The following is a 23,058-nucleotide window of genomic DNA, read 5'->3' as shown; positions in this document are numbered from 1 at the left end:
CGCAACAGCAAATGGTAGCCAGAATTCACCAACCGGCGCGGCCACCTATCGGCCATCAAAATTGACGCCGACCGGACACCGTAATCGTCGCGCTACAGGCGCGGCCAGCCAAGAAAACCGAGGATGACAAAGGCAGTGACAGCCACAGCGAGGCGATGTCGCGCTTCTTTAGCGGGGCCAGTTCCGCGTCTGGCGACACCGTGGACGGTGCGGATTTCGGATCAATATTCCTTGCTCCACCGATGACTCCGCGACCCAGCCCACGGCCAAGGTCCACGCGCCACCGTTTACGGGCACGATTCCGTGCCCGTCACTTCTTCAAACCGCCGTCGATGCTGTGAGCCTAAAAACTCTCGGGGAAAGGCTCTAATAGGTGTCCATTTGGATATAGATAGGTTGTCACCATCTTGCTTGGCCAGATTGCGATGGATGGCTCTACCCGGCACAGCAGGACAGCTTGGCCACATCCTTGTCAAAGGTCTGCGCTGCCAATTTTAAGCCTTCAACCGTGGTCAGATAGGGAAAAATCGTCGCGCCGAGATCGACTGCGGTCATTCCATACTTGATTGCCAACACCAGCGTCTGGATCGAATCCGCGCCTTCGGGGGCCATGATCTGGCCGCCGAGCAGCCGGTCGCTCGCTTTGTCGGCGACGAGCTTGATGAGCCCGCGCGTGTCGCGCGCGGCCAAAGCCCTCGGCACTGCGTCGAGCGGGAGTAGCGATACCTTGACCTCAAGCCCTTGCGCGCGCGCCGCCGTTTCGGTGAGGCCGACACTGGCGACCTGCGGATCGGTGAACACAACCGATGGCATGGTGCTATTGTCGTAGCGGTCCTTATTGCCTTCGACAGCATTGCGCGCGGCCAGCTTCGCGCCATAGGCTGCCATATAGACGTATTGGTCGCGGCCAGTGATATCGCCTGCCGCGTAAATGCCCGGAACGCTGGATTCGAGATAGTCATCAACCACTATGCCGCCGCTCTGGCCCAGCGCGATGCCATGATCTTCGAGGCCCATGCCATCGCTATTGGGGCGACGTCCGGTGGCGATCAATACTTGCTCGGCCTTGATGGTCTGAACCGCAGCAACGGTGTCGCCATGATCTTCGCCGTCGCAAGACAGGCTTTCGCAGACCAACTCTATTCCGTTGCCCGTCGTGTCGATGCGCTGATAGCCGATACCCGAACACACGCGCACGCCCTCAGCTTCGAGATAGCTTTGCAGTGCCGCGCCAACTTCGGGGTCCATTTCGGGCAGCAGGCGGCTGCGGCAACAGATGGTGACGGAAACACCGAGGCGCGCGAACATCTGCCCCAGCTCGACGCCGATGACACCGCCGCCGATCACCAGCAACGATTTAGGGAGACGCTCAAGCGCCAGAGCCGAAGTGCTGGTCAGGTAAGGCACATTGTCGAGGCCCGGAATTGGCGGCACAGCGGCGCGCGCGCCCATCGCTAAAATGACCTTGCCGGTCTCCATCGGTGCATCGCCAACCAGCAATTTGCCATCGGCAAAGCGCGCCTTGCCCTCGATATAGGTCACACTCTCATAGGCTGGCAGCAGGTCGATATATTTCTTCTGCCTCAACTCCGTGACCAACTCATCTTTCGACGTGGCGAGCGCGGTCCAATTGTCCAGACTGACACTGCCGCCAAGGCCCGGAAAGCGCGCGGAAGCTTTTCCGCCATGCACCGCTTCTGCGGCGCGGATCAGGGTCTTGGACGGGACGCAGCCCACATTGACGCAGGTGCCGCCAATGGTGCCGTGGCCGATCAGTGCGACCTTAGCACCAAGTCCGGCGGCGGTAATCGCGGCAGAAAATCCCGCCGAGCCCGCGCCGATAACGGCCACGTCAAATCTCTCCCGCCCAGGGCGGTTACAGCAGTCGTTCATTAAAGGTCGCTTTCTTCCGGCGCGCGGCGCGCCGCCTGATCTCAGTTATTAACGGCGCGTGCGGGATAGCCTGCGTTGGTCGATGCTGCGGCGATCACCGTCGCATTGGTCCGGCGTGGATCATAAGTCGCGCGCGCAGTCTTGGTACCAAAATCAACGCTGACCGCGCTAACCCCGGCCACACCTTCCATCGCCTTTTTTACAGTGATGGGGCAGGTGGCACAGGTCATGTTCTGAATCGCGAAAGTGGTTTGCGTTTGTGCGCTTGCAGCAGTGGCAGCGCGATCCTGCGCCGTGCCGCCAACTGCGAATGCGACCCCGCCGCCTGCCATTGCCAGCACCGCAAGTCCGATAAGCAATATCTTTTTCATGAGTATTTCCTTTCAATAGAACAGGGGCGCCCACCAATCGATGGAGAGCGCGAGGATGACGATGGCAAGCCCAAGCCACAGCACCGCTTTGGTGGTGCGAGCCGACTGCGGACGGGCACAGTATGACCCGTCTTCGCACGGTGGTTTCGGCTTGAAATAAACATGCCAGAAGCCAAATCCGAGCAGCGCGAGCGTTATCACCGCAGCATAGGGCTTGTAGGGTTCCAGGGCCGTCAGGTTGGCGATCCATGCGCCCGAAATGCCGAGCGTGACGAACAGCAACGGCACGACACAACAAGCCGAGGCCAGCCCCGCGCCGATCAGAGCACCCGTGGCAAGCCAGCCCGACCGGTCGCCCTTCGGGAGTTCGGTAACAACGGGAGTTCCCTTTTCAGGCGCTGAGGCCACGACGCGATTCCTTTCTTTTGGACTTATGATTCTCAGTGTAAGCTCTGTAGTAGCTACAGACTCAAGAGGTATTTTTCCATGGAACCACAAGGCGGCATCTTGCGTGCCCAACTCGCCGGGAAGACCGGCTGCAATCTTGAAACCATACGCTATTACGAGAAGGTCGGATTGCTCCCACCGCCACCGCGTAGCACCAATGGTTATAGGGTTTATTCGCCAGAACTGGTGCAAAGGTTGCAGTTCATACTGCGCGCGCGTGAGCTTGGATACGCGATGGAGGAGATACGTTCACTTTTGTCGCTCACAGACGCGGGCACACAAACCTGCGGCGAAGTGATGATGCGAACCCAGTCCCACCTAGATGATGTCCGCCGCCGCATCGCTGATTTACAGCGCATTGAATCGACACTGGCGACGACCTTGGACAAATGCACGGGCGGCAATGTGCCGGATTGTCCTGTCCTCGACGCGCTCCAGTTTACAGTGGCGTAGGCTGTTAATGATACCTTCGCTCTATTGAATATTGAGGTTTCGCGGGCGTCTCCTTCGGACCGCGCTCTATCGCTGGCGCGACGGAACCCGCAACGCGATTTCCGCCCATTCGGGTGACGATCCCTGACGCATAAGGCTGGGGCTCTGCCCCTCGCGCGCTGCGAAGCCCCTTCCGCCCAGCTTCCTCCGCTACGCTCCGTGCAGCCGGTTCCCCGCGAAGGAGCTTACTCCGCTTGCCCCCCGCTGTTCGCCACGAGGCAGGGTTTCAGAAATGCATCTGAAACCCGCTGCCAAAGGAGGGCAGAACCATGAAAAACCACCAGCCCCATACCGAACAATCCCGAATCTATGTGGCCTGTCTTGCGGCCTACAACAACGGCATCCTGCATGGCGCATGGATTGAGGCAACCGAGGCGTGGAGCATGTGGGAGGCAACCCGCAACATGCTGGCCAAGTCACCAATCCCCGACGCCGAAGAATGGGCAATCCACGATTATGAGGGCTTCGCCTCTATCCGCATCAACGAATATGACAGCTTCGAGCGCGTGGCCGAACTGGCCGCGTTCATCGCAGAACATGGCGCGCTTGGCGCGGAGCTGATCGACCACTTTTGCGGCGACTTGGAGGAGGCGCGCAGCGCGCTCGATGATCGCCACCTTGGGCAGTATCAGAGCCTTGCCGACTACGTGCAGGACATCACCGAGGAAACGACCGCGATTCCGCTGAACCTGCGTTACTATATCGACTGGCAAGCGATGGCGCGGGATTGTGAACTCAATGGTGACCTTTTCACCATCCAAATCGCGCATGATGCCGTTCATGTGTTCGCGGGGTGCTGACTATGCAGCAGCCCCAGACCTACCGCTTTCAATGGCAAGGCATCGAGATTGAGGCGACCTATATCCCCATCAAATGGGGCGTAATCGCCCATCTTGAGATCGAGAGCATCCATCCGAAGCGAGCGCCCCTGCCGGTCACAGAAACGGGCTACAAATCCCACTTCCACCCCTGCGGCACCGTTGAAGCCAAAGGCGGCGACGTGGTGGCGCAGATCGTCGCGTGGCTCGACGAAGAGGCGGCAAAACCCGAGTGGCGCGCATATGCCGCCAAGAGCCGACAGGGCGAATTATTCTAAGGAGGGGGAACGCGCCATCAGCGCGGCTTTCCCATTCCGCCCCAAGCCCCGGAACCCCACCCGAGAATCACGGCAATACTTTGCCTCTGAATTTGATGCCAAGTGAGCTTTTCGCCGCTATCGTAAGCGGTAAACGACAGGCGGATCGAGGACGATTCCGCAAATTTTTCTGCACAGTTCCTACACAGGCAAAAATCAGTGATTTTTGCTGTTGAGTTTCAATACTTTATTGGAATCCAAAGATTTGGAGCGGGTGAAGGGAATCGAACCCTCGTATTCAGCTTGGGAAGCTGCTGCTCTACCATTGAGCTACACCCGCACGCAGCCATCTTCAGGCGCGAGGTCCGGCTTGTGCGGACCGGCTGCGCCTCTGCCATGATCATGGGCGCGCCGTCAACCATGCGCGGGGCAGGAATGTGGCATTTGGGCAGTGACGGTTTCAGTTGTGACGATTTGTCCTGATTGGCGGGTTGCGCAAACGGTTGGTGTTGCGCAAGAACAGGGGGCATCGCGGGGCTGATCGTTCCGCACCATACGTTTCGCCCCCATGGCAAAGGAACCTGCATGAAGCCTACCATCACCGCCAGTCTGCTGGCTGTCGCCATCGGCCTTCTCGCGCCAACCGCCGCAATGGCGCAAGCGCCAGTAACTCCGGCAACCGCCATCAGCGAGGACGCGCGGCTGATCGCATTTCTCGACGCCGAATTCGCTACATGGGTAAAGCAGCAGCCGCAGCTTGCCACGCGGCTCGGGCTCAAGGACGGCGGCGACAAGTGGAACGACATTTCCGATGCCACAGCCGATGCCGAAGTGGCCTGGCGGCAGGACAGCGTGAAACGGATGCAGGCGCAGTTTGACCGGGCGAAGCTTTCGCCGCAGGGGCAGGTGAATTTCGATATCTGGGCGCTTGAGGCTGATCGCGCCGCGCTTTCGAACACCGATCGCAAGTATCGCCCGCCGCTCTATTCGCGGCTCTATTCGGTCCACAGCCAGCTGCCCGATTTCCTCGTCAACACGCATGGCGTGGCGGATGTGGCTGACCTCAAGAACTACATCGCCCGCCTGCGCGGCATTCCCGCCGTGCTCGACGTGGCGATTGCCCGCACCAAGGCCAGTGAGACCGCCGGCATCCGTGCGCCGAAGTTTCAGGTGGAAACGGTCATCTCCGGCAGCGAAAAGCTGATCAGCGGGGCACCTTATGGCACAGGGCCGGATGCGGCGCTGTGGGCCGATGTGAAGGCCAAGACCGCCGCATTGGTGAAATCCGGCAAGCTCCCGCAGGCCGAAGCTGATGCTCTGCTGGCCGAAGCGCGCAGTGCGATCCTCGATCTGAAACCTGCCTACGAGCGCGTGATTGCATAGGGCAAGGCCAGCCTGCCCATGGCGCCGAGCGGAAAGGTAGGCGCGATTTCGCTGCCGGGCGGCGCGGCGTTCTATGCCAACGCGCTGAAACTCAACACCACGACTGACCTGACGGCCGAGGAAATCCACAAGATCGGCCGCGCTGAAGTGGCGCGGATCGAGGCCGAGCAGGATGCGCTGGCGCGGCAGGCGGGCGTGGCGGATCGCAATGCGTTCTACGCCCAGCGTGCCAAGCTCTATCCGCCCAAGCCGTGGGATAATGCGGCCCGCGCGGACTATCTGGCCAAGGCGAATGCCTTCGTCGCACACACGCGCACGCTGCTGCCCAAGTACTTTGGCACCCTGCCCGAATACCGCATCGAGGTGGTGCGCGAACCGGCATTTTCGGAAGTGCCCGGCGGCGCGGCCCACGCCTCGCAACCCAGCCCCGATGGCACGCGTCCGGCGCGGACGTATGTCCACCTCGTCGGCGACACCGAAGATCCGGCATCGATGTACACGCTGATGTGCCACGAAGCCGTTCCCGGCCACAACACGCAGGGCGACATTCAGGTGCGGCAGAAAGGCGGGCCAAAGTTCCGCTCGGTAACCGGCTATGTCGCGTTCGGTGAAGGCTGGGGCCTTTATGCCGAGGCGGTGTGCAAGGAAATGGGCGCGTTCCCTGATATTGCGGCCGATTTCATGCGGCTGGATGCAGAACTGTTCCGCGCTGCGCGTCTGGTGGTCGATACCGGCATCCACGCGATGGGCTGGACCGAGGACGAAGCGGTAGCGTTCATGAACGAGACCGGCCGCCAGCCACTGGAAAGTGCGCGGTCAGAAGTGCGCCGCTATATCACGCTGCCGGGGCAGGCCACCGGCTACAAGATCGGGATGCTCAAGATCATGGAACTGCGCCGCAAGGCCGAGAAGGATCTGGGGCCGAAATTCGATATCAAGGGCTTCCACGATCTGCTGATCGCATCCGGCTCGCAGCCGCTCTCGATCCTTGAGCGGCGCGTGAATGACTGGATCGCCGCCAAGTCCTGATCGACAATACTGGCGCCAGATTTGAGGGGGTGGGCAGCGCGCGTTGCCCGCCCCCTTTTACATGCGCGAACAGCGTATGGACGTGGTGCGCCTACAGAGCGACATTCCTTTCGATAGTGCTCAAAAACCCTTTTCGCACTCGCAAAAATAAAGGCGTTGACGAACTTTTGACACCTGTCCAGTCTTTGCCCTGACGCCGCAGCCGACTCGCTCTGCTTGTGGCCTGCCAAGGGGGAAATTGCGACCATGACCGTGGCCGAAACCGTTGCCCGTAACTCTGCTGACAGCTTGCCTGCCGCACACCCCAAACGCCCGCTACGTGGGCGCATATTGCAATTCCTTGCGCTGACTGCGCTGCCCGCCGGCATCGTTCTGGCGCAGGCAGCGAAGGAACCGGCCCGCGACCCTTCCAACCCGGTGGAGACCGAGGCGGGCATCCCGATCAAGGATGCGCTGGTCGTGGAAAAGTGCGGCACGTGCCATACCGCAGATGCGAAGGGCAACCTCTCGCGCATCTCATACGTGCGCACCACGCCCGAAGGTTGGGCGCAGGTGATCCGGCGTATGTCGGCACTCAATGGCCTGTCGCTGACGCCGGTTGAGGCGCGCGCGGTGATCCGCTCGCTTTCGGCCACCAACGGCCTTGCGCCTGAAGAGGCAAAGCCCGTTGCCTACTTTGCCGAACACCGCATCATCAGCGAAACCAGCATCCCGAACGAGACGATCCGCCAGTCCTGCGCGGCGTGCCATGCCTTTGCGCAGCCGCTTTCGTGGCGGCGGTCGAAGGCGGAGTGGAGCCTGCTGCGCAACTTGCACGTGGCGATGTATTCGCAGGCCGATGCGCAGTTCCGCAAGCCGGTGGAAGACCCCACGCAGCCGACCCCGCCCAATGGCGCACTGAAGCCGCTGCCGGTGGAAGTGGCGATGGAATACCTGAACAAGACCGCGCCACTGACCACGCCCGAATGGACCAAGTGGCAGGCACGCCAGCAATCGGCAAAGCTGGGCGGCAAGTGGCTGGTCAATGCCTTCCTGCCCGGCAAGGGCACTTATGTGGGCGAAATGGTCGTCACCCCGGCGGGCGGCGAGGATGACTATACCACCGCTATCACTCTGAAATCGCTGGCCGATGGCTCCACCCTGTCACGCAGCGGCAAAGGACTGGTCTACACCGGTTATTCGTGGCGCGGCACTTCTGCGAGCGGCGCTGAAGGTGCGACGCCCGATGCCCCCGCCGATCATGAAACGCGCGAGACGATGCAGTTTGCGCCCGATCGCAAGTCTGCCGAAGGGCGCTGGTTCTGGGGCGATTACAAGGAATTCGGCTTCAACGTGAAGTTGACGCGAGCGTCCGCCGAACCAACTGTTTCGGCCGTCTGGCCCTATGCGCTGAAGGCCGGAAGCAAGGGTGCTACGCTCAAGCTGATCGGCGATGCTTTCCCCGCGAGTCTCAAGCCGTCCGACATCGATCTGGGCAAGGGTGTGACGGTCAGCAAGGTGGTTTCCGCCAGCCCGACCGAGGCAGTGCTGATGGTCGATGTGGCCGCCGATGCTGCCGTGGGCGCGCACGATGTCGGCCTTGGCGGATCGGTGCTGGCCGCTGGCCTGCCGGTGTACAAGAAGGTCGATTACCTGAAAGTGACGCCCGAAACCGCTATCGCACGCCTTGGCGGCAGCGAGAAGCACACGCCGGGGTATCAGCAGTTCGACGCCATCGGATATGACACCGGGATCGACGGCAAGCCCTATACCACTGACGACGTGGCGCTGGGTCCGATCGACGTCACGTGGTCGATGCAGGAAATGCCGACCGTCTATTACGACGATGACGTGAACTATGTCGGCAAGCTGAGCCAGACCGCGCTGTTCACGCCCGCCATTGATGGCCCGAACCCCGAACGCAAGTGGGGCCGCAACAACTACGGCGAAGTCTGGGTCGTCGCCACGGCCAAGGCTGAGAAAGATGCGCTGGGCCGTCCGCTCACCGCCAAGTCGTTCATGGTTGTCACCGTCCCCGCCTACAAGCGCTGGGATCAGCCGGAGGTGGCCAAGTGACCACGATCCTCGCCCCAAAGTATCGCCGTGGAGACATCCACCTGTTTGACGCCGATGGCGCGGGGTTTGTTTACCTCGCCTCGGCCGGCGCGATCTTCGCGCTCGATGAAGGCGCGGCCAGCGTCATGGCGCTGCTCGGCGAAAAGCAGCTGGCCTATGGCGAAATGGTCGGTGCGCTGGTGGAGGCAGGCTATTCGCGCGCCGATGCCGAAGACCTGATCCGCGAACTGCGCGCGGTGCGCGGCATCGTATCGGACGAGATCCGCGAGGCCCCGCTGGCCCCGCCAGCGCCGCCCGAGGATTATCCGCTGCAGGCGCTGGTGCTGAACGTCACCAACCAGTGCAACCTTGCCTGCACTTATTGCTATGAATTCGGCGCGGACAAGATTGCCACACCTGCGGGCAAGCCCAAGTACATGACGCTGGAAACCGCCAAGACATCGGTCGATTTCCTGCTGAAGAGTTCGGGCAACCGCGAAGTTCCGCACATCACTTTCTTCGGCGGTGAAACGCTGATGAACTTCAAGCTGCTGCGCGATGTCGTGCTCTATGCCAACGACGCCGCTGCCGCTGCGGGCAAGCGCATGACCTATAGCCTGACCACCAACGCCACGCTGCTGACCGACGAGATCATCCAGTTCCTGTCCGATCAGGCCGTGGGCGTCACCGTATCGATGGACGGCCCGCCCGACCTGCAGGACAAGCGCCGCGTCTACAAGAACGGCAAGGGCTCCTACGCGGTCATGGAGCCGCGCCTGCGCAAGCTGATCGCCGGGCACAAGACCCGCGCCATCACCGCGCGCGTCACGCTGACCGAAGGCGTGACCGATGTGATCCGCATCTACCGCCACCTGAAGGACGATCTCGGCTTCCACGAAGTCGGCTTTGCGCCGGTGACGGACTCGGGCGAGCAGACCTACACGCTTGACGCCGATGGCATGGACACGGTCGTCTCGGCGTTCCATGAACTTGCTGCCGAATGGTTGGCCTTTGCGCTGCGTGGCGAGATGCACGGGTTTTCGAACGTATCGGAAACCATCAGCGAGCTGATCCAAGGCACCAACAAATCGCACCCCTGCGGCGCGGGGCTTGGATTGGTCGGGGTCAGCCCATCAGGCGATCTTTCGCCGTGCCACCGCTTCACCGATGCCGACACGCATGTGCTGGGCCATGTGACCACGGGGCTGGACAAGGAAAAGCGCACCGATTTCCTGACGCGTGGCCATGTGGGCGCAAAGTTCGACTGTGCATCGTGCTGGGCACGTCCGCTTTGCGCAGGCGGATGCCATCACGAGGCCTTTGTCCGCTACGGCGATACCGGCCACGCAAACCTGCACTACTGCGACTGGATCCGCGAATGGACCGAGGCCTGCCTGAAAATCTACGGCACCGTCGCCCAGCGCAATCCTGAATTTCTTGAACGCTTTGCTGCACGAAAGGGCTTGTCATGAAGCACCTGAAACCCCTGAACAAGAAGGCACTGCGGATCGAGGAAACCATCTCTTCGACCGAGGAAGACGTTGTCGCGCTTCAGCAGAAGCCGATGCACACGCCGATGGGCTGCTCGATCTCGTTCTCGCCCGGCTGGGAAGTCGATGCGGGCGGTGGCACGGCAGGCCTGTGCCAACCGGCAGAGCGCGACATCTATGACTGCTACGTCACCTGCTTCTGGCCGGTGCAGGTGCCCGATCACGTCAACTACTCGCCCGACTGGGCCAGCAATTGCGCGACGGCGGCCAAGGACTGGCGCAGCCTCGACATCATCTTCCCGTAAGGCGCCTCGCCTTTTCTGATCTCTCTTCACCGGAAGACTGGACCCATGAAGAAACTTGGTCTTGCCCCAATTGGTGCCATTGCTGCCCTTGCCGCCGGGATCGTCCCGGCGCAGGCGTCCACGCTGTTCATGGGTTCCTATCCCGACAAGATGCTGGTGCTGGATGAAGCGACCGGCGCGGTGAAGGACAGGCTGACGCTGGCATCGGGCCTGCCCACATCGATGCGCATCTCGAACGATCAGAAAAAGATCTACGTCACCACCATCACCACCAGTGGGATCGAAGTGATCGACACGGCGACGAAGAAGGTGGTCAATTCGTTCAGCCTGAACACGCCGACCACGCGCTATCGCTTCAATGGCGGGGTGCCCGATCCTTCGGGCAAGTTCTTCTACACCACGCTGCAGAAGTTCGAGAAGCTGCAAGACCGCTGGCTGGTCAGCCCGCATATGTTTGCAGTGATCGATCTGACCAAGAAGGCCGTGACACGCACCGCCAACGTGCCCGACGAGGACAGCCGCAATCCCAACGCAGGCTGGCGCACCAACTACATGATGTCGAACGACGGCAAGACGCTGTTCCTGATCAGCGACAAGGTGCGCGTGCTCGACACTGCAAGCCTGACGGTGAAGGAACGGCTGGAGGTTTCCAAGCCGGAAGCCACTGGCATCGAAGGCGTGAGCTTTGGCGGCGGCGTGGAAGCACTGCGCAATCCGAGCGAATACGTCTCGATGTTCACCGCGCAAGACCCGTACATCCGCAACAAGGTTTACGGCGTGGGCCGCTTCAATCTGGCGACCAAGGCGTTTGATTTCCACCCCATCGGCCCTGCCCCGGTTGGCGGTGGCATGGCGGGCCTGCAAGTGTCGAAGGACATGAAGGAAGGCTGGACCGTGGTCACGCAGGAGAAAGTCGGCAACAAGCGCTGCGAATTCTGGCATCTCGACCTGACCACCAATCTGGTCAAGAACAAAGCCGAATTCCCCTGCCGCACGCGCTTCCAGTTCGGCATGTCGGGCGATGGCACGATGCTCTACATCTATGGCGCGAGCTATGACATCGAGATGTACGATGCGCAGACTTTGCAGCATATCAAGACCGTCGATCTGGGCAACGACACCACCGGCGCGGGGATGATCATTACCCAGTGAGTGATCTGCACATCACGTTGAGAGGGCAGGGTGTCGCGGTGGCTACGGCCGCGCACCTGTTGCAACAGGCCGGGTTTGCGTTTGCGCGTGAGCCCGGCCTTCGCCGTCCGGTGCCGGTGATCATGCTGAGCGATCCTGCGCTGGCGCTGCTGCGCGATGTTTACGGAAACCCGATGCTGTTTGCCGACAAGCCCCGGATTGAACGCCGCGCGGTGCGTTGGGGCAGCCCCGAAGCGGTGGAAATGCCGCATGGCGCGGTGGTTGTGTCCGAGGATGACTTGAGCGATGTTCTTGATATGTTTCCCCGGGGAAACGTATTGGAAGCAAACGCCAAAATCCAACAATTCAACGAATTCAATGGCAGTTTTTCGGTTCACGCAATACCGCCGTTCTCGCAAGGCGAAACGCTGCGCTTCGGCGAGCGTCTTTCGTCGACTGCCCGCGTTACGCTGAAAGCCGATGCGCCCCCGCAAACTTGCTGGATCGAGGCGGTGGATGCCGGGTGGCTGTTCCTGATCCCCGATGGATTCGGGCAGGCGTGGTTGCTGGCCGTCGGTGGCGCACCGGACGTGTTGGCGCACGATGCCCCGCTGATCGCCCCCCTCATCGACGCGATCGAACCATCGGGCGGCCAGTTTGACACCAGTCCGCGCATGTTGGCGCAACTGGCCGGGGACGGCTGGCTGGCCTGCGGGACCGCCGCCATCGCCTTCGATCCGATCTGCGGCGATGGCACTGCGCAAGCCGTGCGTGAGGGTATTCTGGCCAGTGCCGTAATCGCCGCGCTGGCGCGAGGCGAAGATGCGGGCACACTGGCCACGCACTACCATTCGCTGCTGCTCGCCTCGCTGCGGCGGCACCTGCAACTGTCCTTGCCGTTCTATGCCAACGGCGGTGCGGGGCCTTGGTGGCACGAACAGTACGCCGCCGCGCGCGAGGGATATGACCGCACGACCGCGCTGCTAGCCAAGTTGCCCGAACCGCGCTTTGCCCTGAACGGTTTCGATCTGATCCGGCGCGAGTTGGCGGCTTGAACCCAGCCCCCAAAATTGCGCCGTGGAGCACTTACAAGCGGCTGTGGCCTTGGCTGAAGCCCTATGCGCCGCGCCTTGTGCTGGTCCTGATCGGCAGTCTGGTTGCCACGGGCCTGACGCTGGCGCAGCCTTGGATTTCCAAGCTGATGATCGACGAAGCGCTGATGAAGCGTGACTGGGACATGCTGGTGAAAATCGCCGCGCTGATGATGGGTGCGACGGTGGGCGGCTTTGCCGTCAACGCGCTGGTTTCGTACCGCTATGTCGGGCTGTCGGCGCAGATGCTGTTCGATATGCGTGTGGCGCTGCTGCGCCACCTGCAGCGCCTTTCGCCGCGCTTTTACGGTAGTTTCCGGCTGGGCGATCTGATGTCGCGGCTGAACAGCGACGTGTCCGATGTGCAGCGCGTGGCGGGCGATACGCTGCTGTCGGTGCTGAGCAACGTGCTGTTCTTTGCCGGCAGCGTGGCGATGATGCTGTGGCTGGACTGGAAGCTGTTTCTGGTGGGCACAGTGCTGGTGCCGCTGGCGGTGGGCAGCTTCCTGCACTTCCAGCGCAAGATGACCGACCTGACCCGCCAGATGCGTGAAAGCGGCGCGGACATCGGCAGCCTGCTGGCCGATACGATCATCGGGATGCGCACGGTCAACGCGCTGGGGGCCGAGGACCATGAGGCAGAGCGCTTCGGCAAGGCCAACGGCGGGTTCGTGGCCACGATGCTCAAGATGCAGACCGTCTCGTTCCTGACGGGTGCCCTGCCCGGCACGATCGTTACCGCATCGAGCGCGGCGGTGATCCTCTATGGCGGCAAGCAGATCATCGATGGCACAATGACCATCGGCGCGCTGGTGGCGTTCATCACCTATCACGGGCGGCTGCTGGCCCCGGTGCAGGCGCTGATGGGCCTGACCGCCAGCCTTGCGATGGCGCGCGTGGCGCTGGCGCGGATCTTCGAGCTGTTCGACACGGCGCCCGAGGTGGTCGAGGCCCCCTCCCCCTGGCCCTTGCCGGGCGTCACGCGCGAAATCCGGCTGGAAGGCGTGACCATGCACCACGGGCGCGAGCCGGTGTTGCAAGGGGCGAGCCTTGCAATTCCGGCCGGGTCACTCACCGCTATCATCGGGCCATCGGGTGCGGGAAAATCGACGATGGCCGATTTGCTGGTGCGGTTCCTCGATCCGGTTGAAGGCCGTGTGACAATCGACGGGGCGGACGTGCGAGAATTATCGCTGAGCGATCTGAGGACGCGGGTGCTGCTGGTGGATCAGGCACCGTTCCTCTTCAACGCCTCGATTGCGCAGAATATCGCCTTTGCGCGGGGCGAGGCGAGTGACGCAGACATTGCGTCTGCCGCCAGCGCCGCTGGGCTCGACGCCTTGATTACCCGCCTTCCCGAAGGCCTTGCGACGCGCACCGGGGAACGGGGGCTGGCCCTTTCGGCAGGCGAACGCCACCGCATCGCCATTGCCCGCGCTTTGCTGCGGCAGCCCGATGTGCTGATCCTTGACGAGCCCACCGCCGCGCTAGACGAGGCGACCGAGCAGCTTGTCGCCAAGGGGCTGCGCAAGGCTCTGCCCCACGCCACGCTGATCGTCATCACGCACAAACCCGCGCTGGCCGACATGGCCGATCATGTGATCCGGCTGGAGCATGGGCGGGCGCAGATCGAGCCGCAGGTGACAGCGCATGGTTAGGCGGATAGCGGTGATCGACAGCGGGGTTCACCCCACGCATCCGCATATTGATGCCGCGCGGCTGTTACCGGGGCTTTCGGTGCTGGCCGATGGCACCGTGCTGAGCGATCCTTCTGAAAGCCTTGACAAACTGGGTCACGGCACGGCGGTAACGGCGGCCATTCAGGAGCTTGCGCCAGAGGCTGACGTGTTGTCGATCCGCGTTTTCCGCGATGGGTTGCGTGCATCGGCGCGGGCTTTGGCGACGGGTATCCGGCAGGCGCTTGAAGCTGAGTGCGACCTCATCAACCTCAGCCTTGGCACGGCCAATCCGGCGCATGGGGATGTGTTTGCTTTGCTGGCCGAAGAAGCAGCCGCACAAGGGGCGCTGATCGTCGCCGCGTTCGAGGCCGAGGGCGCGCCTTGCTGGCCCGGGTGCCTGCCGCAAGTGCTGGGGGTGGGGCTGGACTGGGACTTGCCGCGCGGCAGGCCGTGTCTGGTGGCCGACCGGAGCAAGGTCATGGCATCGGGCTATCCCCGCCCGATCCCCGACGTGGAGCCTCGCCGCAACCTTTACGGGGTAAGCTTTGCGGTGGCCCAGGTGACGGGGTGGATCGCAGGGCGGGGGCTTACGGGCAAGGATGACGTGGTGGCAGCGCTTGAGGTGTGCCCGGTTTAGGCTAGCTCGGATTGGTTCACGCAGAGGCGCAGAGAAGAAGGGAGACGCAGAGGGATTGCGCATGGCCGCAAGGCCCATCACTCCTGCGAAGCTGGCGTCCGCCGCGCTCTTTGGAAGTGAGAGCGGCTGCGCCGCAAGCACGCCCTCTCCGCGTCTCTTTTCTTCCTCCGCGCCTCTGCGTGAACCATTTCCCACCTGAACCCTTGCGCTGAATCGCGTACACCCATTGCGTCGCACGCGGCCTAGGCTGCGGACATGATCCAGCAGTTGCGCACGCCTCCCCCCGCCCAGATGCTCGCCGAGGCAGAGGGCCTGCTGGAAAAGCAGCCGCATCTGGCGCTGGGCAAGGCCGAGGCCATGTTGCGCACGGCACCCGGCTTTGCCCCGGCGGAATTTCTTGCCGCGCGGGCCTTGCGACGGATGGGTAAGGGCAAGCAGGCAGTGGCGAAGCTGGACGCTCTGGCACGGGTCAACGGGCGGGTTCCGGCGGTGCTGTGGGAACTGGGACAGGCGGCGGCGGAAATTGGCGATGTCCCGCGCGCCATTGCCGCGTTGCAAGCGTTGACGCAGTTGCAGCCTGCAGTCGCTTCGGGCTGGTTTCTACTGGCACGGCAACTGCGCAAGGCGGGGGGCGAGCAGGATGCCTGGCGGGCCGACCTTTCGGGCGTTCATGCTTCATCACGCGACAAGCAGTTGTTGCAAGCGGCGGTGGCAGTGAATGAGGGTGATCTGGACGCGGCGGAAGCGCTTCTTTCCGCCCGCACCGACGATCCCCCGGCACTGCGCCTCTATGGTGAAATCGCGTGGCGGCGGGGCGACATGACGCCTGCTTTGGAGCGGGTGGAGAAGGCCGTAGCGCTCGCCCCGGGTTTCGATCTGGCGCGCGATTTCCTGATCCGGCTGTTGTTGCAGACCAACCGCCTGCCCGAAGCGTTGAGCCATGCCGAAGTGCTGGTACAATCGCCGGTCCCTTCACCGGGGCATCGGTTGATCCTCGCCTCGGTGCTGGTGCGGCTGGGGCATCAGGAGCGGGCGGCGGGGCTTTATCGTGCGCTGCTGGCCGAACAGCCGGATCAGCCGCAGGTGTGGCAGAACCTTGGCCATGTGCTGAAAACGCTGGGCGAACAGGCCGAGGCGGTGGACGCCTATCGCGCCGCTGTAACGCGTCAGCCGACGATGGGTGAGGCGTGGTGGAGCCTTGCCAACCTGAAGACGGTGAAGCTGGGACCGGACGATGTGGCCGCGATGGAGGCCGCGCTGGCAACGCTCGATCCCGAGGATGAGGCGCGCCGCGAGGACACGTTCCACCTGCACTTCTCGCTGGGCAAGGCTATGGAGGATGCCAAGCGCCACGAGGCCTCGTTCGCCCACTATGCCAAGGGCAATGCGCTGCGCCGCACGATGATCCTGCACGATGCCGATGCCTTTTCTGCAGAGGTGCAGGCGGCGAAAGAAACGTTCACCGCCGCGTTCCTGAGCAGCATGGGTGATAGCGGTTGCCCTGCCCCGGACCCGATCTTCGTGGTAGGCCTGCCTCGCTCCGGCTCCACGCTGGTGGAGCAGATCATGGCGAGCCATTCGATGATCGAAGGCACGATGGAACTGCCTGAAATGATGATGATTGCAGGCCGCCTGCAATCGCGCGTGGACGAAGGTGAATTTGCCGATTTCGGCGCGATGATCGCCTCGCTGACGCCCGCCGACCGGACGCGGCTGGGTGAAGAATATATCGAACGCACACGCATTCATCGCCAGACCGACCGGCCGCTGTTCATCGACAAGATGCCCAACAATTGGCAGCACGTCGGCCTGATCCGGCTGATCCTGCCCCATGCAAAGATCGTGGACGCACGACGGCATCCCCTGTCGTGCTGCTTTTCGGGGTGGAAACAGCACTTTGCACGCGGGCAGACGTTCACTTATGATCTTGCCGATATCGGGCAGTATTACCGCGACTACGTGGGGATGATGGCGGAATGGGACGCGCAGATGCCCGGCAGTGTGCATCGCGTGATCTACGAGCAGATGGTGGCCGATACCGAAGCCGAAGTGCGGCGTTTGCTGGATTATATCGGGGTGCCGTACGAGGTCGGATGCCTTGAGTTCTACAAGAACGAACGCGCAGTGCGCACGGCGAGTTCGGAGCAGGTGCGCCAGCCGATTTTCCGCAATGGGCTGGAGGCCTGGAAGCCGTATGAGGCTTGGCTTGGGCCGTTGAAGGCGGCGCTGGGGCCGGTGTTGGAGAGTTACCCAGACGCGCCGGGGGGTTGAAGTGTCTCCCCTTCCTCTTCAGAGGAGGGGGCCGGGGGGTGGTGTTTGCCACGCAAGTTTGATGAGCGACGCCACCACCACCAACCCCCTCCTCTGAAGAGGAGGGGGCTAAAAAGCATAGGCAATAAGTTCTTGCGCGCCCGCGAAGGCGGGGGCCTCAGGCGGTTTACACCATCGTTCCGTAACAACTTCGGGGTCCCCGCCTTCGCGGGGACGCAGCTTGCCAACACCACCGCCCTTTTACCCACAAAAAATGGCCCCCACGGTTTGCCGTGAGGGCCAGTCTTACCTTCGCAGGGTAAACAGTTGAGAGATCAGTACTTCTGGCCCCAGCGGATGCCGAAGAACTGTGGCTTGATCGGGAAGGTGCGCGACGAGCCGGAGCAGAACGTGATCGAGCAGAAGGTGTTGCGAGTCAGCTCACCACGCTTGTCGAAAGCGTTCTGGAGGAAGATGTCGAGCGTCCAGTTGTCCTTCTTGATGCCTGCCGAGAAATCGAAGCTGATGAAGCCCGGCGTGGCGCACGAGCGGTTGGCGTCAGTTTCGGCATCGGCAATATCAGGGCAGACCAGCAGGTTGTTGTTGAACACGTTAAGGTTCTGCGTGGCGTTGGTCTGATAGAGCGCGGCACCCTGAATATAGGCGTCGGCATCGCCGAAGCTGGTATCGTAACGGACCGACGTCGTGCCCTTGAACTGCGGCTGGCGCGGCAGGCGGGTGCCGGATGCAGCGGCAACTTCAGCCACGGGTGGGCTGCCGAAGGTTGCCCCGGGGGCACAAGCTTCCAACTGGTTGATAGACAGGCTCGCCGGATCGAACTGGAAGTTGCAGAAGTTCCCGGAAAGCGCAGCGTTGTTATAGGCGCCGCTGGTGGAGATGGTGACTTTGCCCAGCTTGAGGTCGGCATCATATTCCACACCATAGACGCGGGCCTTGCCGGCATTGCCGGTCATGCCTGCACCCTGCGTGCCGGCGATAACCACGCTGTACTGGATGTTGTCCCACTTCTCGTAATAGACGGCGGCGTTGAAGCGGAACATGTTGTTCCACGTGCCCTTGAAGCCCAGTTCGAAATTGGTCAGTTCTTCCGACTGGAACGGCGGGACGGTGGCAACGCCGATGTTGCGGATGCGCAGAGGCCGGTTGAAGCCGCCGGGACGGAAGCCGGTGGAGTAATTGGCATAGATCATCTTCGATGGTTCGAACTGCCAGTTCAGGGCAACCTTGTGCGTCTCGCCCTGCTCCTTGTAGCGACCGGTCTGGTCGGCTGCGGCAAGGTTGGTGTTGAGGCACTGAAGGCGTTCGGCCGGAAGCGGTACGGGGCAGCCCATTGTGCCGGTTGGCACATAGAGCGATGTTACCGTGTTGCGCGCAGAGCCTGCGACACCCGCAAAGCCGACGACCGCGAACTCGGTCCAGAAATAGCGGAGACCGCCGGTCAACTTGAGTTCGGGTGTGATTTCATAGTGCCCTTCGGCAAAGACCGCGTAGTCCTTCCAATCCTGATCCTGTTCAGTCATGTAAAAGGCATCACCCTTCACCGCAGGACTACCGAGGATCATGGTTCCGCCCTGCGCAACGGGAACACCGAAGCCTGCCGGATAGTTGGTGTCGCCACCGCCGGATTGCGTATAGCCCGCAATATTGTCCAACCCACGCGTAGCGTAGTTGTTGTTCACCTCGTTCTTCTGCTTATGGTAGAAGCCTCCGATGGTAACGTCGAAAGGCCATGACTTCGGCGTGCTGAGGCGGACTTCCTGAGTAAACTTCTTTTCGTTTCGCAGACCGCGATAGTATTGCTGTGGGTTTATCAGTGTGTTGCACTTCAGCGTTGCGCCCGATCCGGTGCAGCCGTTCTTATCAAAGAACTGCAGGTAGCTTTCATAGCCGGGACCGAAGCTATCATACGTGACAGTGTAGTACGTGTAGTCGTTCAGCAACTTGGTCTGGCGCTGATAATACCCCGTGGCCGAAACAATGTCCCAGTCTCCGATATGACCATGAATGCTGAGCGCAGCCTGATAGAACTTGTCGTTCTGGCTGGTGATGTCGTAATCGTGGACCTCAAGATCGCCAACGCGCGGATCGAAGCCGAAATAGCCATCAGCGATCTGCTGCTGGGCAGTGATCTGGGGCATGATGTCCCAGCCCGGAGCGGGCGACCACAGCACTTGCAGACGGCCGCCGTATTCTTCGATGCCGTTGTAGTCATCCTTGGCGATGGCAGCGTTGTTCAGCGTGTAGCTGGTGTCTGGGTTGTTATCGCCAAGGGTCAGCGTGGCGGGTTGGCCATTGTTGAGCAAACCGTTGTTGGGCGTATTGTCGATATAGCCGCCGTCCTTGCGGTAATACCCCATCGCGCGCACGGCCAGCGTGTCAGACACCGGCACGTTTATGTAGGACTGATACTGGCCGCCGAAATCGCCCATCCCGTACTTGTTCACTTCAGCGTCCCAGCCGAATTCGAACTTGTCGAGCTTCGGCTTGTTCGAGATGAAGCGGATCGTTCCGGCGAGCGAGCCTGCGCCGTAGAGCGTACCCTGCGGGCCTGACAGCGCCTCGATACGTTCAAGATCATAGGCGTGAATATCGGGCAGGCCGGTGCCGGTGATCGGAATATCATCAATGTAGTAGCCGACCGATTCACGTGCGCCGCCTGCGGGCACGATGCCGCGGAAGTAGGGCGTGTTGCGGCCCGGGCCGATCCCGGCGAAGGTGACGGACGGCAGCAGTGCGGCAAAGTCGGTAAGACCCTTAACCTGACGCTGGCTGAGCATATCGGCGCTCAACGCCTGCATCGAGATCGGCACGCGCTGGATCGAGGTAGCGGTGCGCGTGGCGGTGACGACGATTTCGCCAAGGCCGCCTTCGGGATCGGTCGCCTGCGGTTCGGCAGCGGGAGCCATGGCTTCCTGCGGTTCATCAGCAGCGCGGGCTGCCATGGGCAGGGCCATGGTGGAAAGGATGGTGGTGGCGCCCAGAACCCTCATGGCACGCGACCGGATGCGGATTTGTTTTCTCATTGCTTCAACCCCCTTGTAAGACGTCTGGCGTTCCCGCCCTCCCCGAAACAGTCCTCTCCCCGAACCTTGGCGCGCGGTTTATGCTGCGCTGCGGCATTGCCGGATCGCCGCGCGCAGCAGTCCGGCTCAAAAGGGCAAAGCTTTCCCGTCGCCAGAAGACAGCAGCGTCTCCAGCCCCGCCGCACAGGCGCGGCAGCGTTCAGAACTTCAGCAATACCCCTTCGACGGGCGCGGCCTTTTGGCCATTCCATGACGCTCGTCCGGGATTGATAATGCTGCACAGCAATATGGAGTCAACGCCCTTTTACGCGGGCGCAACATCCTTTTTGCGCGCAACCAAACGACAGCGGCGCCGGGATCGCTCCCGACGCCGCTACGATAAGATTGTGCGTTTGGCCTTTACCAGGTGCCGGTATTGGCCATGCTGGCCCACGGCTCCTGCGGCGGGAGGTGGCCATCTTGCAGCAGTTCCACCGAAATGCCATCGGGCGATTTGACGAAGGCCATGTGCCCATCGCGCGGAGGGCGGTGGACGATGTGCCCTGCATCGATAAAGCGCTGGCACGTCTCGTAAATATTATCAACGCGATAGGCGAGGTGGCCAAAGTTGCGGCCGCCGCCATAGACTTCGGCGGGCGAGCCATCTTCGGGCGGCCAGTTGTAGGTGAGTTCCACTTCGGCCACGCCTTCTTCCCCCGGCGCGGCAAGAAAGATCAGCGTGAAACGGCCCTGATCGCTGGAGAAGCGGCGAACCTCTTTCAGGCCCACCAGTTCAAAAAAGGCGATGGTTGCATCCGGGTCAGTCACCCGGATCATGGTATGGAGGAACTTGGTCACGATGGGCCTTTCCGTTCAAAATCGGTTCATCGACAGGATTGCACAACTCGGCGCAGCGCTGGGACGAGCGACCAGTTGGGGAGATCACGATGCAGGGCGAAGATAGGGACGATCAGGGCGCGGTGGAAGGCAAAGGAATGCGGTTTTTGCCGCAGGGCGGAAAAGGACTGCTGCCGGTGCTGGTGCTGTCTGCCGGGCTGGTGATCGGCGGCTGGTTCATCGGCGATGGTTTCCGCCGCGCCAAAGTGGCCGACCGCTCCGTGACCGTGCGCGGGCTGGCTGAGCGGGAAGTGACGGCCGACCTTGCCACCTGGACGCTCGCTTATTCCGCCACAGCGCCCGATATGGCCAGTGCGCAGGCGAGCGTTGATCGCGACAGTAAATCGATCCGCGCGTTCTTTGGCGAGCTGGGCTTTCCGGCAGAGGCACTGCAGCCAACCGGGGTCAACGTGCAAAGCTTCAACAACAATGGCGTAGTCAGCTTTACCGTGCGCCAGCGCATGACATTGCGCACCACCGACATGGACCGCGCACAGAAGGCGGTGAAGCAGCAGTTCGATCTGGTGCGGCGCGGCGTGATGCTGGAGGAAGGATCGGGCATGGCCTACACTTTCACCAAGCTCAATACGATCAAGCCTGAGATGGTGGCCGCTGCAACCAAGGATGCACGATCCGCCGCCGAGCAGTTCGCGCGCGACAGTGGTGCATCGGTGGACGGGATCAAGACTGCCAGCCAAGGCTATTTCGAAATCACCGCGCGCGATGGCGATGGCGGTGGGTGGGGCGTTTCGGACAGCCCTTACAAGAAGGTGCGTGTTGTCACGACCATCGACTTTTATCTTCGATGAGGGTTCACCCTGACCTGCGCGATAGGGCGGTGGATGTTGCAACCCGCACATACTGTCGCCATATCGCGCAGTAACGAGGGTCCATGTTAAGCAAGTTGCGTTCGCTGTTTTCCAGTTCCGGTGATGCGCCCGAGGCCATTGCCATGCCGGTTGCGCGCGTGCCGCAGGGGCAGCGGGTCTATGCCGTGGGTGACATTCACGGGCGGCTGGATCTGTTCGAGCAATTGCTGCAACGCATCGAAGCCGATGACGCCGCACGGCGGCCTGCCGATACCACGCTGATCCTGCTGGGAGATCTGATCGATCGTGGGCCAGACAGCCGCGCCATGGTCGACCGCGCGATGGAACTGGCGCAGTCTGGCAACGTGCGCGTGCTGGCCGGCAATCACGAGGAAATGCTGCTGGTCAGCATGGAAAATGACGAGGCCTTGCGCCATTTCCTGCGCCACGGCGGCAAGGAAACGCTGTTCAGCTATGGCCTGGACCCGGCCGAGTACAGCCGATCAACCCTGCCAGATTTGCGGGAGCGCATGGCCGCGCTGGTGCCGGGCGAACACATCGCGTTCTTCCATGCGATGGAAGACCGCATCGTGATCGGCGACTACCTGTTCGTGCACGCGGGCATTCGCCCCGGCGTGCCGATAGAGGAGCAGGCAACATCGGATTTGCGGTGGATCCGCCGCGAATTCCTCGATCATGCGGATTGGCACGGACATCTGGTGGTGCACGGCCACACGATTACCGACGCGCCGGACGTCCAGCCCAATCGCATCGGCATCGATACCGGCGCCTATGCCTCTGGCCGGTTAACCGCGCTCGGCATCGAAGGCGGCGAAAATTGGTTCATTTCGGCGGAAATTATCCCGGCGGAGCCTGCTGAGGTCTGACGCGGACCCCCTCACGCCAAAAGGGTGGGGAAAGCTTCGCGTTTGCAGCAATTTTTGCACTGCGTTGCACAAATGCAACTCCTGCCGCATTATTACATAATGTGCTAAAATTGAGTAATTTTATTGCTCTTCTTA

The 23,058-nt window shown here is 61.8% G+C and carries 18 protein-coding genes, 1 tRNA gene and 1 pseudogene; 14 read left to right on the top strand and 6 right to left on the bottom strand.

The window, feature by feature from the left end; all coding sequences use genetic code 11:
* Nucleotides 1–435: 435 nt before the first annotated feature.
* Genes merA through B7X90_RS03765 form a run of 3 tightly spaced genes read right to left on the bottom strand, consistent with a single transcriptional unit; the run spans nt 436 to nt 2,672 of the window.
* On the bottom strand, nt 436–1,893 hold the full coding sequence (gene merA / locus B7X90_RS03775; protein WP_292621790.1) for a mercury(II) reductase: 1,458 nt from the start codon (nt 1,891–1,893) through the stop codon (nt 436–438).
* A 41-nt stretch (nt 1,894–1,934) separates the two neighbouring features.
* Nucleotides 1,935–2,264, bottom strand: a complete 330-nt coding sequence (locus B7X90_RS03770) for a heavy metal-associated domain-containing protein (protein ID WP_292621788.1) — start codon at nt 2,262–2,264, stop codon at nt 1,935–1,937.
* Between the two features lie 12 nt (nt 2,265–2,276).
* A complete protein-coding gene (locus B7X90_RS03765; RefSeq protein WP_292621786.1) occupies nt 2,277–2,672 on the bottom strand; it encodes a mercuric transporter MerT family protein in 396 nt (131 codons plus the stop codon).
* A 78-nt stretch (nt 2,673–2,750) separates the two neighbouring features.
* Here B7X90_RS03765 and B7X90_RS03760 point away from each other — a divergent pair, with 78 nt between their 5' ends.
* The 3 genes from B7X90_RS03760 to B7X90_RS03750 all read left to right on the top strand — a co-directional run bounded on the left by B7X90_RS03760 (nt 2,751) and on the right by B7X90_RS03750 (nt 4,299).
* Nucleotides 2,751–3,164: a helix-turn-helix domain-containing protein gene (locus B7X90_RS03760; protein ID WP_292621785.1), complete on the top strand. Its 414-nt coding sequence runs from the start codon at nt 2,751–2,753 to the stop codon at nt 3,162–3,164.
* Between the two features lie 308 nt (nt 3,165–3,472).
* Entirely contained in the window at nt 3,473–4,003 is a 531-nt protein-coding gene (locus B7X90_RS03755) for an antirestriction protein ArdA (RefSeq protein ID WP_292621784.1), read from the top strand.
* 2 nt (nt 4,004–4,005) lie between these two features.
* Nucleotides 4,006–4,299 (top strand): hypothetical protein, encoded by a 294-nt coding sequence (locus B7X90_RS03750; protein ID WP_292621782.1) that lies wholly within the window; start codon nt 4,006–4,008, stop codon nt 4,297–4,299.
* 245 nt (nt 4,300–4,544) lie between these two features.
* Here the strand turns inward: B7X90_RS03750 and B7X90_RS03745 are convergent.
* A tRNA-Gly gene (locus B7X90_RS03745) sits at nt 4,545–4,618 on the bottom strand.
* A gap of 245 nt (nt 4,619–4,863) precedes the next feature.
* Here B7X90_RS03745 and B7X90_RS03740 point away from each other — a divergent pair.
* The 9 genes and pseudogenes from B7X90_RS03740 to B7X90_RS03700 all read left to right on the top strand — a co-directional run bounded on the left by B7X90_RS03740 (nt 4,864) and on the right by B7X90_RS03700 (nt 17,328).
* Nucleotides 4,864–6,690, top strand: a pseudogene (locus tag B7X90_RS03740) (DUF885 domain-containing protein).
* 246 nt (nt 6,691–6,936) lie between these two features.
* The gene (gene peaA, locus B7X90_RS03735) at nt 6,937–8,745 is read left to right on the top strand and encodes a quinohemoprotein amine dehydrogenase subunit alpha (RefSeq protein WP_292621781.1); all 1,809 of its coding nucleotides are present in this window, start codon (nt 6,937–6,939) and stop codon (nt 8,743–8,745) included.
* Nucleotides 8,742–10,196 carry a quinohemoprotein amine dehydrogenase maturation protein gene (gene peaB, locus B7X90_RS03730; RefSeq protein WP_292621780.1) on the top strand — a complete coding sequence of 485 codons (1,455 nt, stop codon included), beginning with the start codon at nt 8,742–8,744 and terminating at the stop codon, nt 10,194–10,196. Before peaA ends, peaB begins: the two co-directional genes overlap by 4 nt.
* Nucleotides 10,193–10,519, top strand: a complete 327-nt coding sequence (gene qhpC / locus B7X90_RS03725; RefSeq protein ID WP_084278627.1) for a quinohemoprotein amine dehydrogenase subunit gamma — start codon at nt 10,193–10,195, stop codon at nt 10,517–10,519. The genes peaB and qhpC overlap by 4 nt, the downstream gene beginning before the upstream one ends.
* A gap of 45 nt (nt 10,520–10,564) precedes the next feature.
* Nucleotides 10,565–11,671, top strand: a complete 1,107-nt coding sequence (locus tag B7X90_RS03720; protein WP_292621778.1) for a hypothetical protein — start codon at nt 10,565–10,567, stop codon at nt 11,669–11,671.
* The gene (locus B7X90_RS03715; RefSeq protein WP_292621776.1) at nt 11,668–12,705 is read left to right on the top strand and encodes a hypothetical protein; all 1,038 of its coding nucleotides are present in this window, start codon (nt 11,668–11,670) and stop codon (nt 12,703–12,705) included. The genes B7X90_RS03720 and B7X90_RS03715 overlap by 4 nt, the downstream gene beginning before the upstream one ends.
* Nucleotides 12,702–14,399: an ABC transporter ATP-binding protein gene (locus B7X90_RS03710; protein WP_292621774.1), complete on the top strand. Its 1,698-nt coding sequence runs from the start codon at nt 12,702–12,704 to the stop codon at nt 14,397–14,399. Before B7X90_RS03715 ends, B7X90_RS03710 begins: the two co-directional genes overlap by 4 nt.
* Nucleotides 14,392–15,057, top strand: a complete 666-nt coding sequence (locus B7X90_RS03705) for a S8 family serine peptidase (protein ID WP_292621773.1) — start codon at nt 14,392–14,394, stop codon at nt 15,055–15,057. Before B7X90_RS03710 ends, B7X90_RS03705 begins: the two co-directional genes overlap by 8 nt.
* A gap of 255 nt (nt 15,058–15,312) precedes the next feature.
* Nucleotides 15,313–17,328 (top strand): tetratricopeptide repeat-containing sulfotransferase family protein, encoded by a 2,016-nt coding sequence (locus B7X90_RS03700; RefSeq protein ID WP_292621771.1) that lies wholly within the window; start codon nt 15,313–15,315, stop codon nt 17,326–17,328.
* Between the two features lie 314 nt (nt 17,329–17,642).
* On the opposite strand, the gene B7X90_RS03695 is transcribed toward B7X90_RS03700, so the two are convergent.
* The gene (locus B7X90_RS03695) at nt 17,643–20,351 is read right to left on the bottom strand and encodes a TonB-dependent receptor (protein ID WP_292621770.1); all 2,709 of its coding nucleotides are present in this window, start codon (nt 20,349–20,351) and stop codon (nt 17,643–17,645) included.
* A 399-nt stretch (nt 20,352–20,750) separates the two neighbouring features.
* The gene (locus B7X90_RS03690; RefSeq protein ID WP_292621768.1) at nt 20,751–21,188 is read right to left on the bottom strand and encodes a VOC family protein; all 438 of its coding nucleotides are present in this window, start codon (nt 21,186–21,188) and stop codon (nt 20,751–20,753) included.
* Nucleotides 21,189–21,325: 137 nt separating this feature from the next.
* Here B7X90_RS03690 and B7X90_RS03685 point away from each other — a divergent pair, with 137 nt between their 5' ends.
* On the top strand, nt 21,326–22,036 hold the full coding sequence (locus B7X90_RS03685) for an SIMPL domain-containing protein (RefSeq protein ID WP_292621792.1): 711 nt from the start codon (nt 21,326–21,328) through the stop codon (nt 22,034–22,036).
* An 83-nt stretch (nt 22,037–22,119) separates the two neighbouring features.
* The gene (locus tag B7X90_RS03680; RefSeq protein WP_292621766.1) at nt 22,120–22,923 is read left to right on the top strand and encodes a metallophosphoesterase family protein; all 804 of its coding nucleotides are present in this window, start codon (nt 22,120–22,122) and stop codon (nt 22,921–22,923) included.
* Nucleotides 22,924–23,058 lie beyond the last annotated feature (135 nt).

It is taken from the genome of Novosphingobium sp. 17-62-19, assembly GCF_002256775.1.
Taxonomy (GTDB): Bacteria; Pseudomonadota; Alphaproteobacteria; order Sphingomonadales; family Sphingomonadaceae; genus Novosphingobium.
The sequence above is the reverse complement of the archived record's forward strand: the minus strand, read 5'-3'. Positions and strand labels throughout refer to the sequence as shown.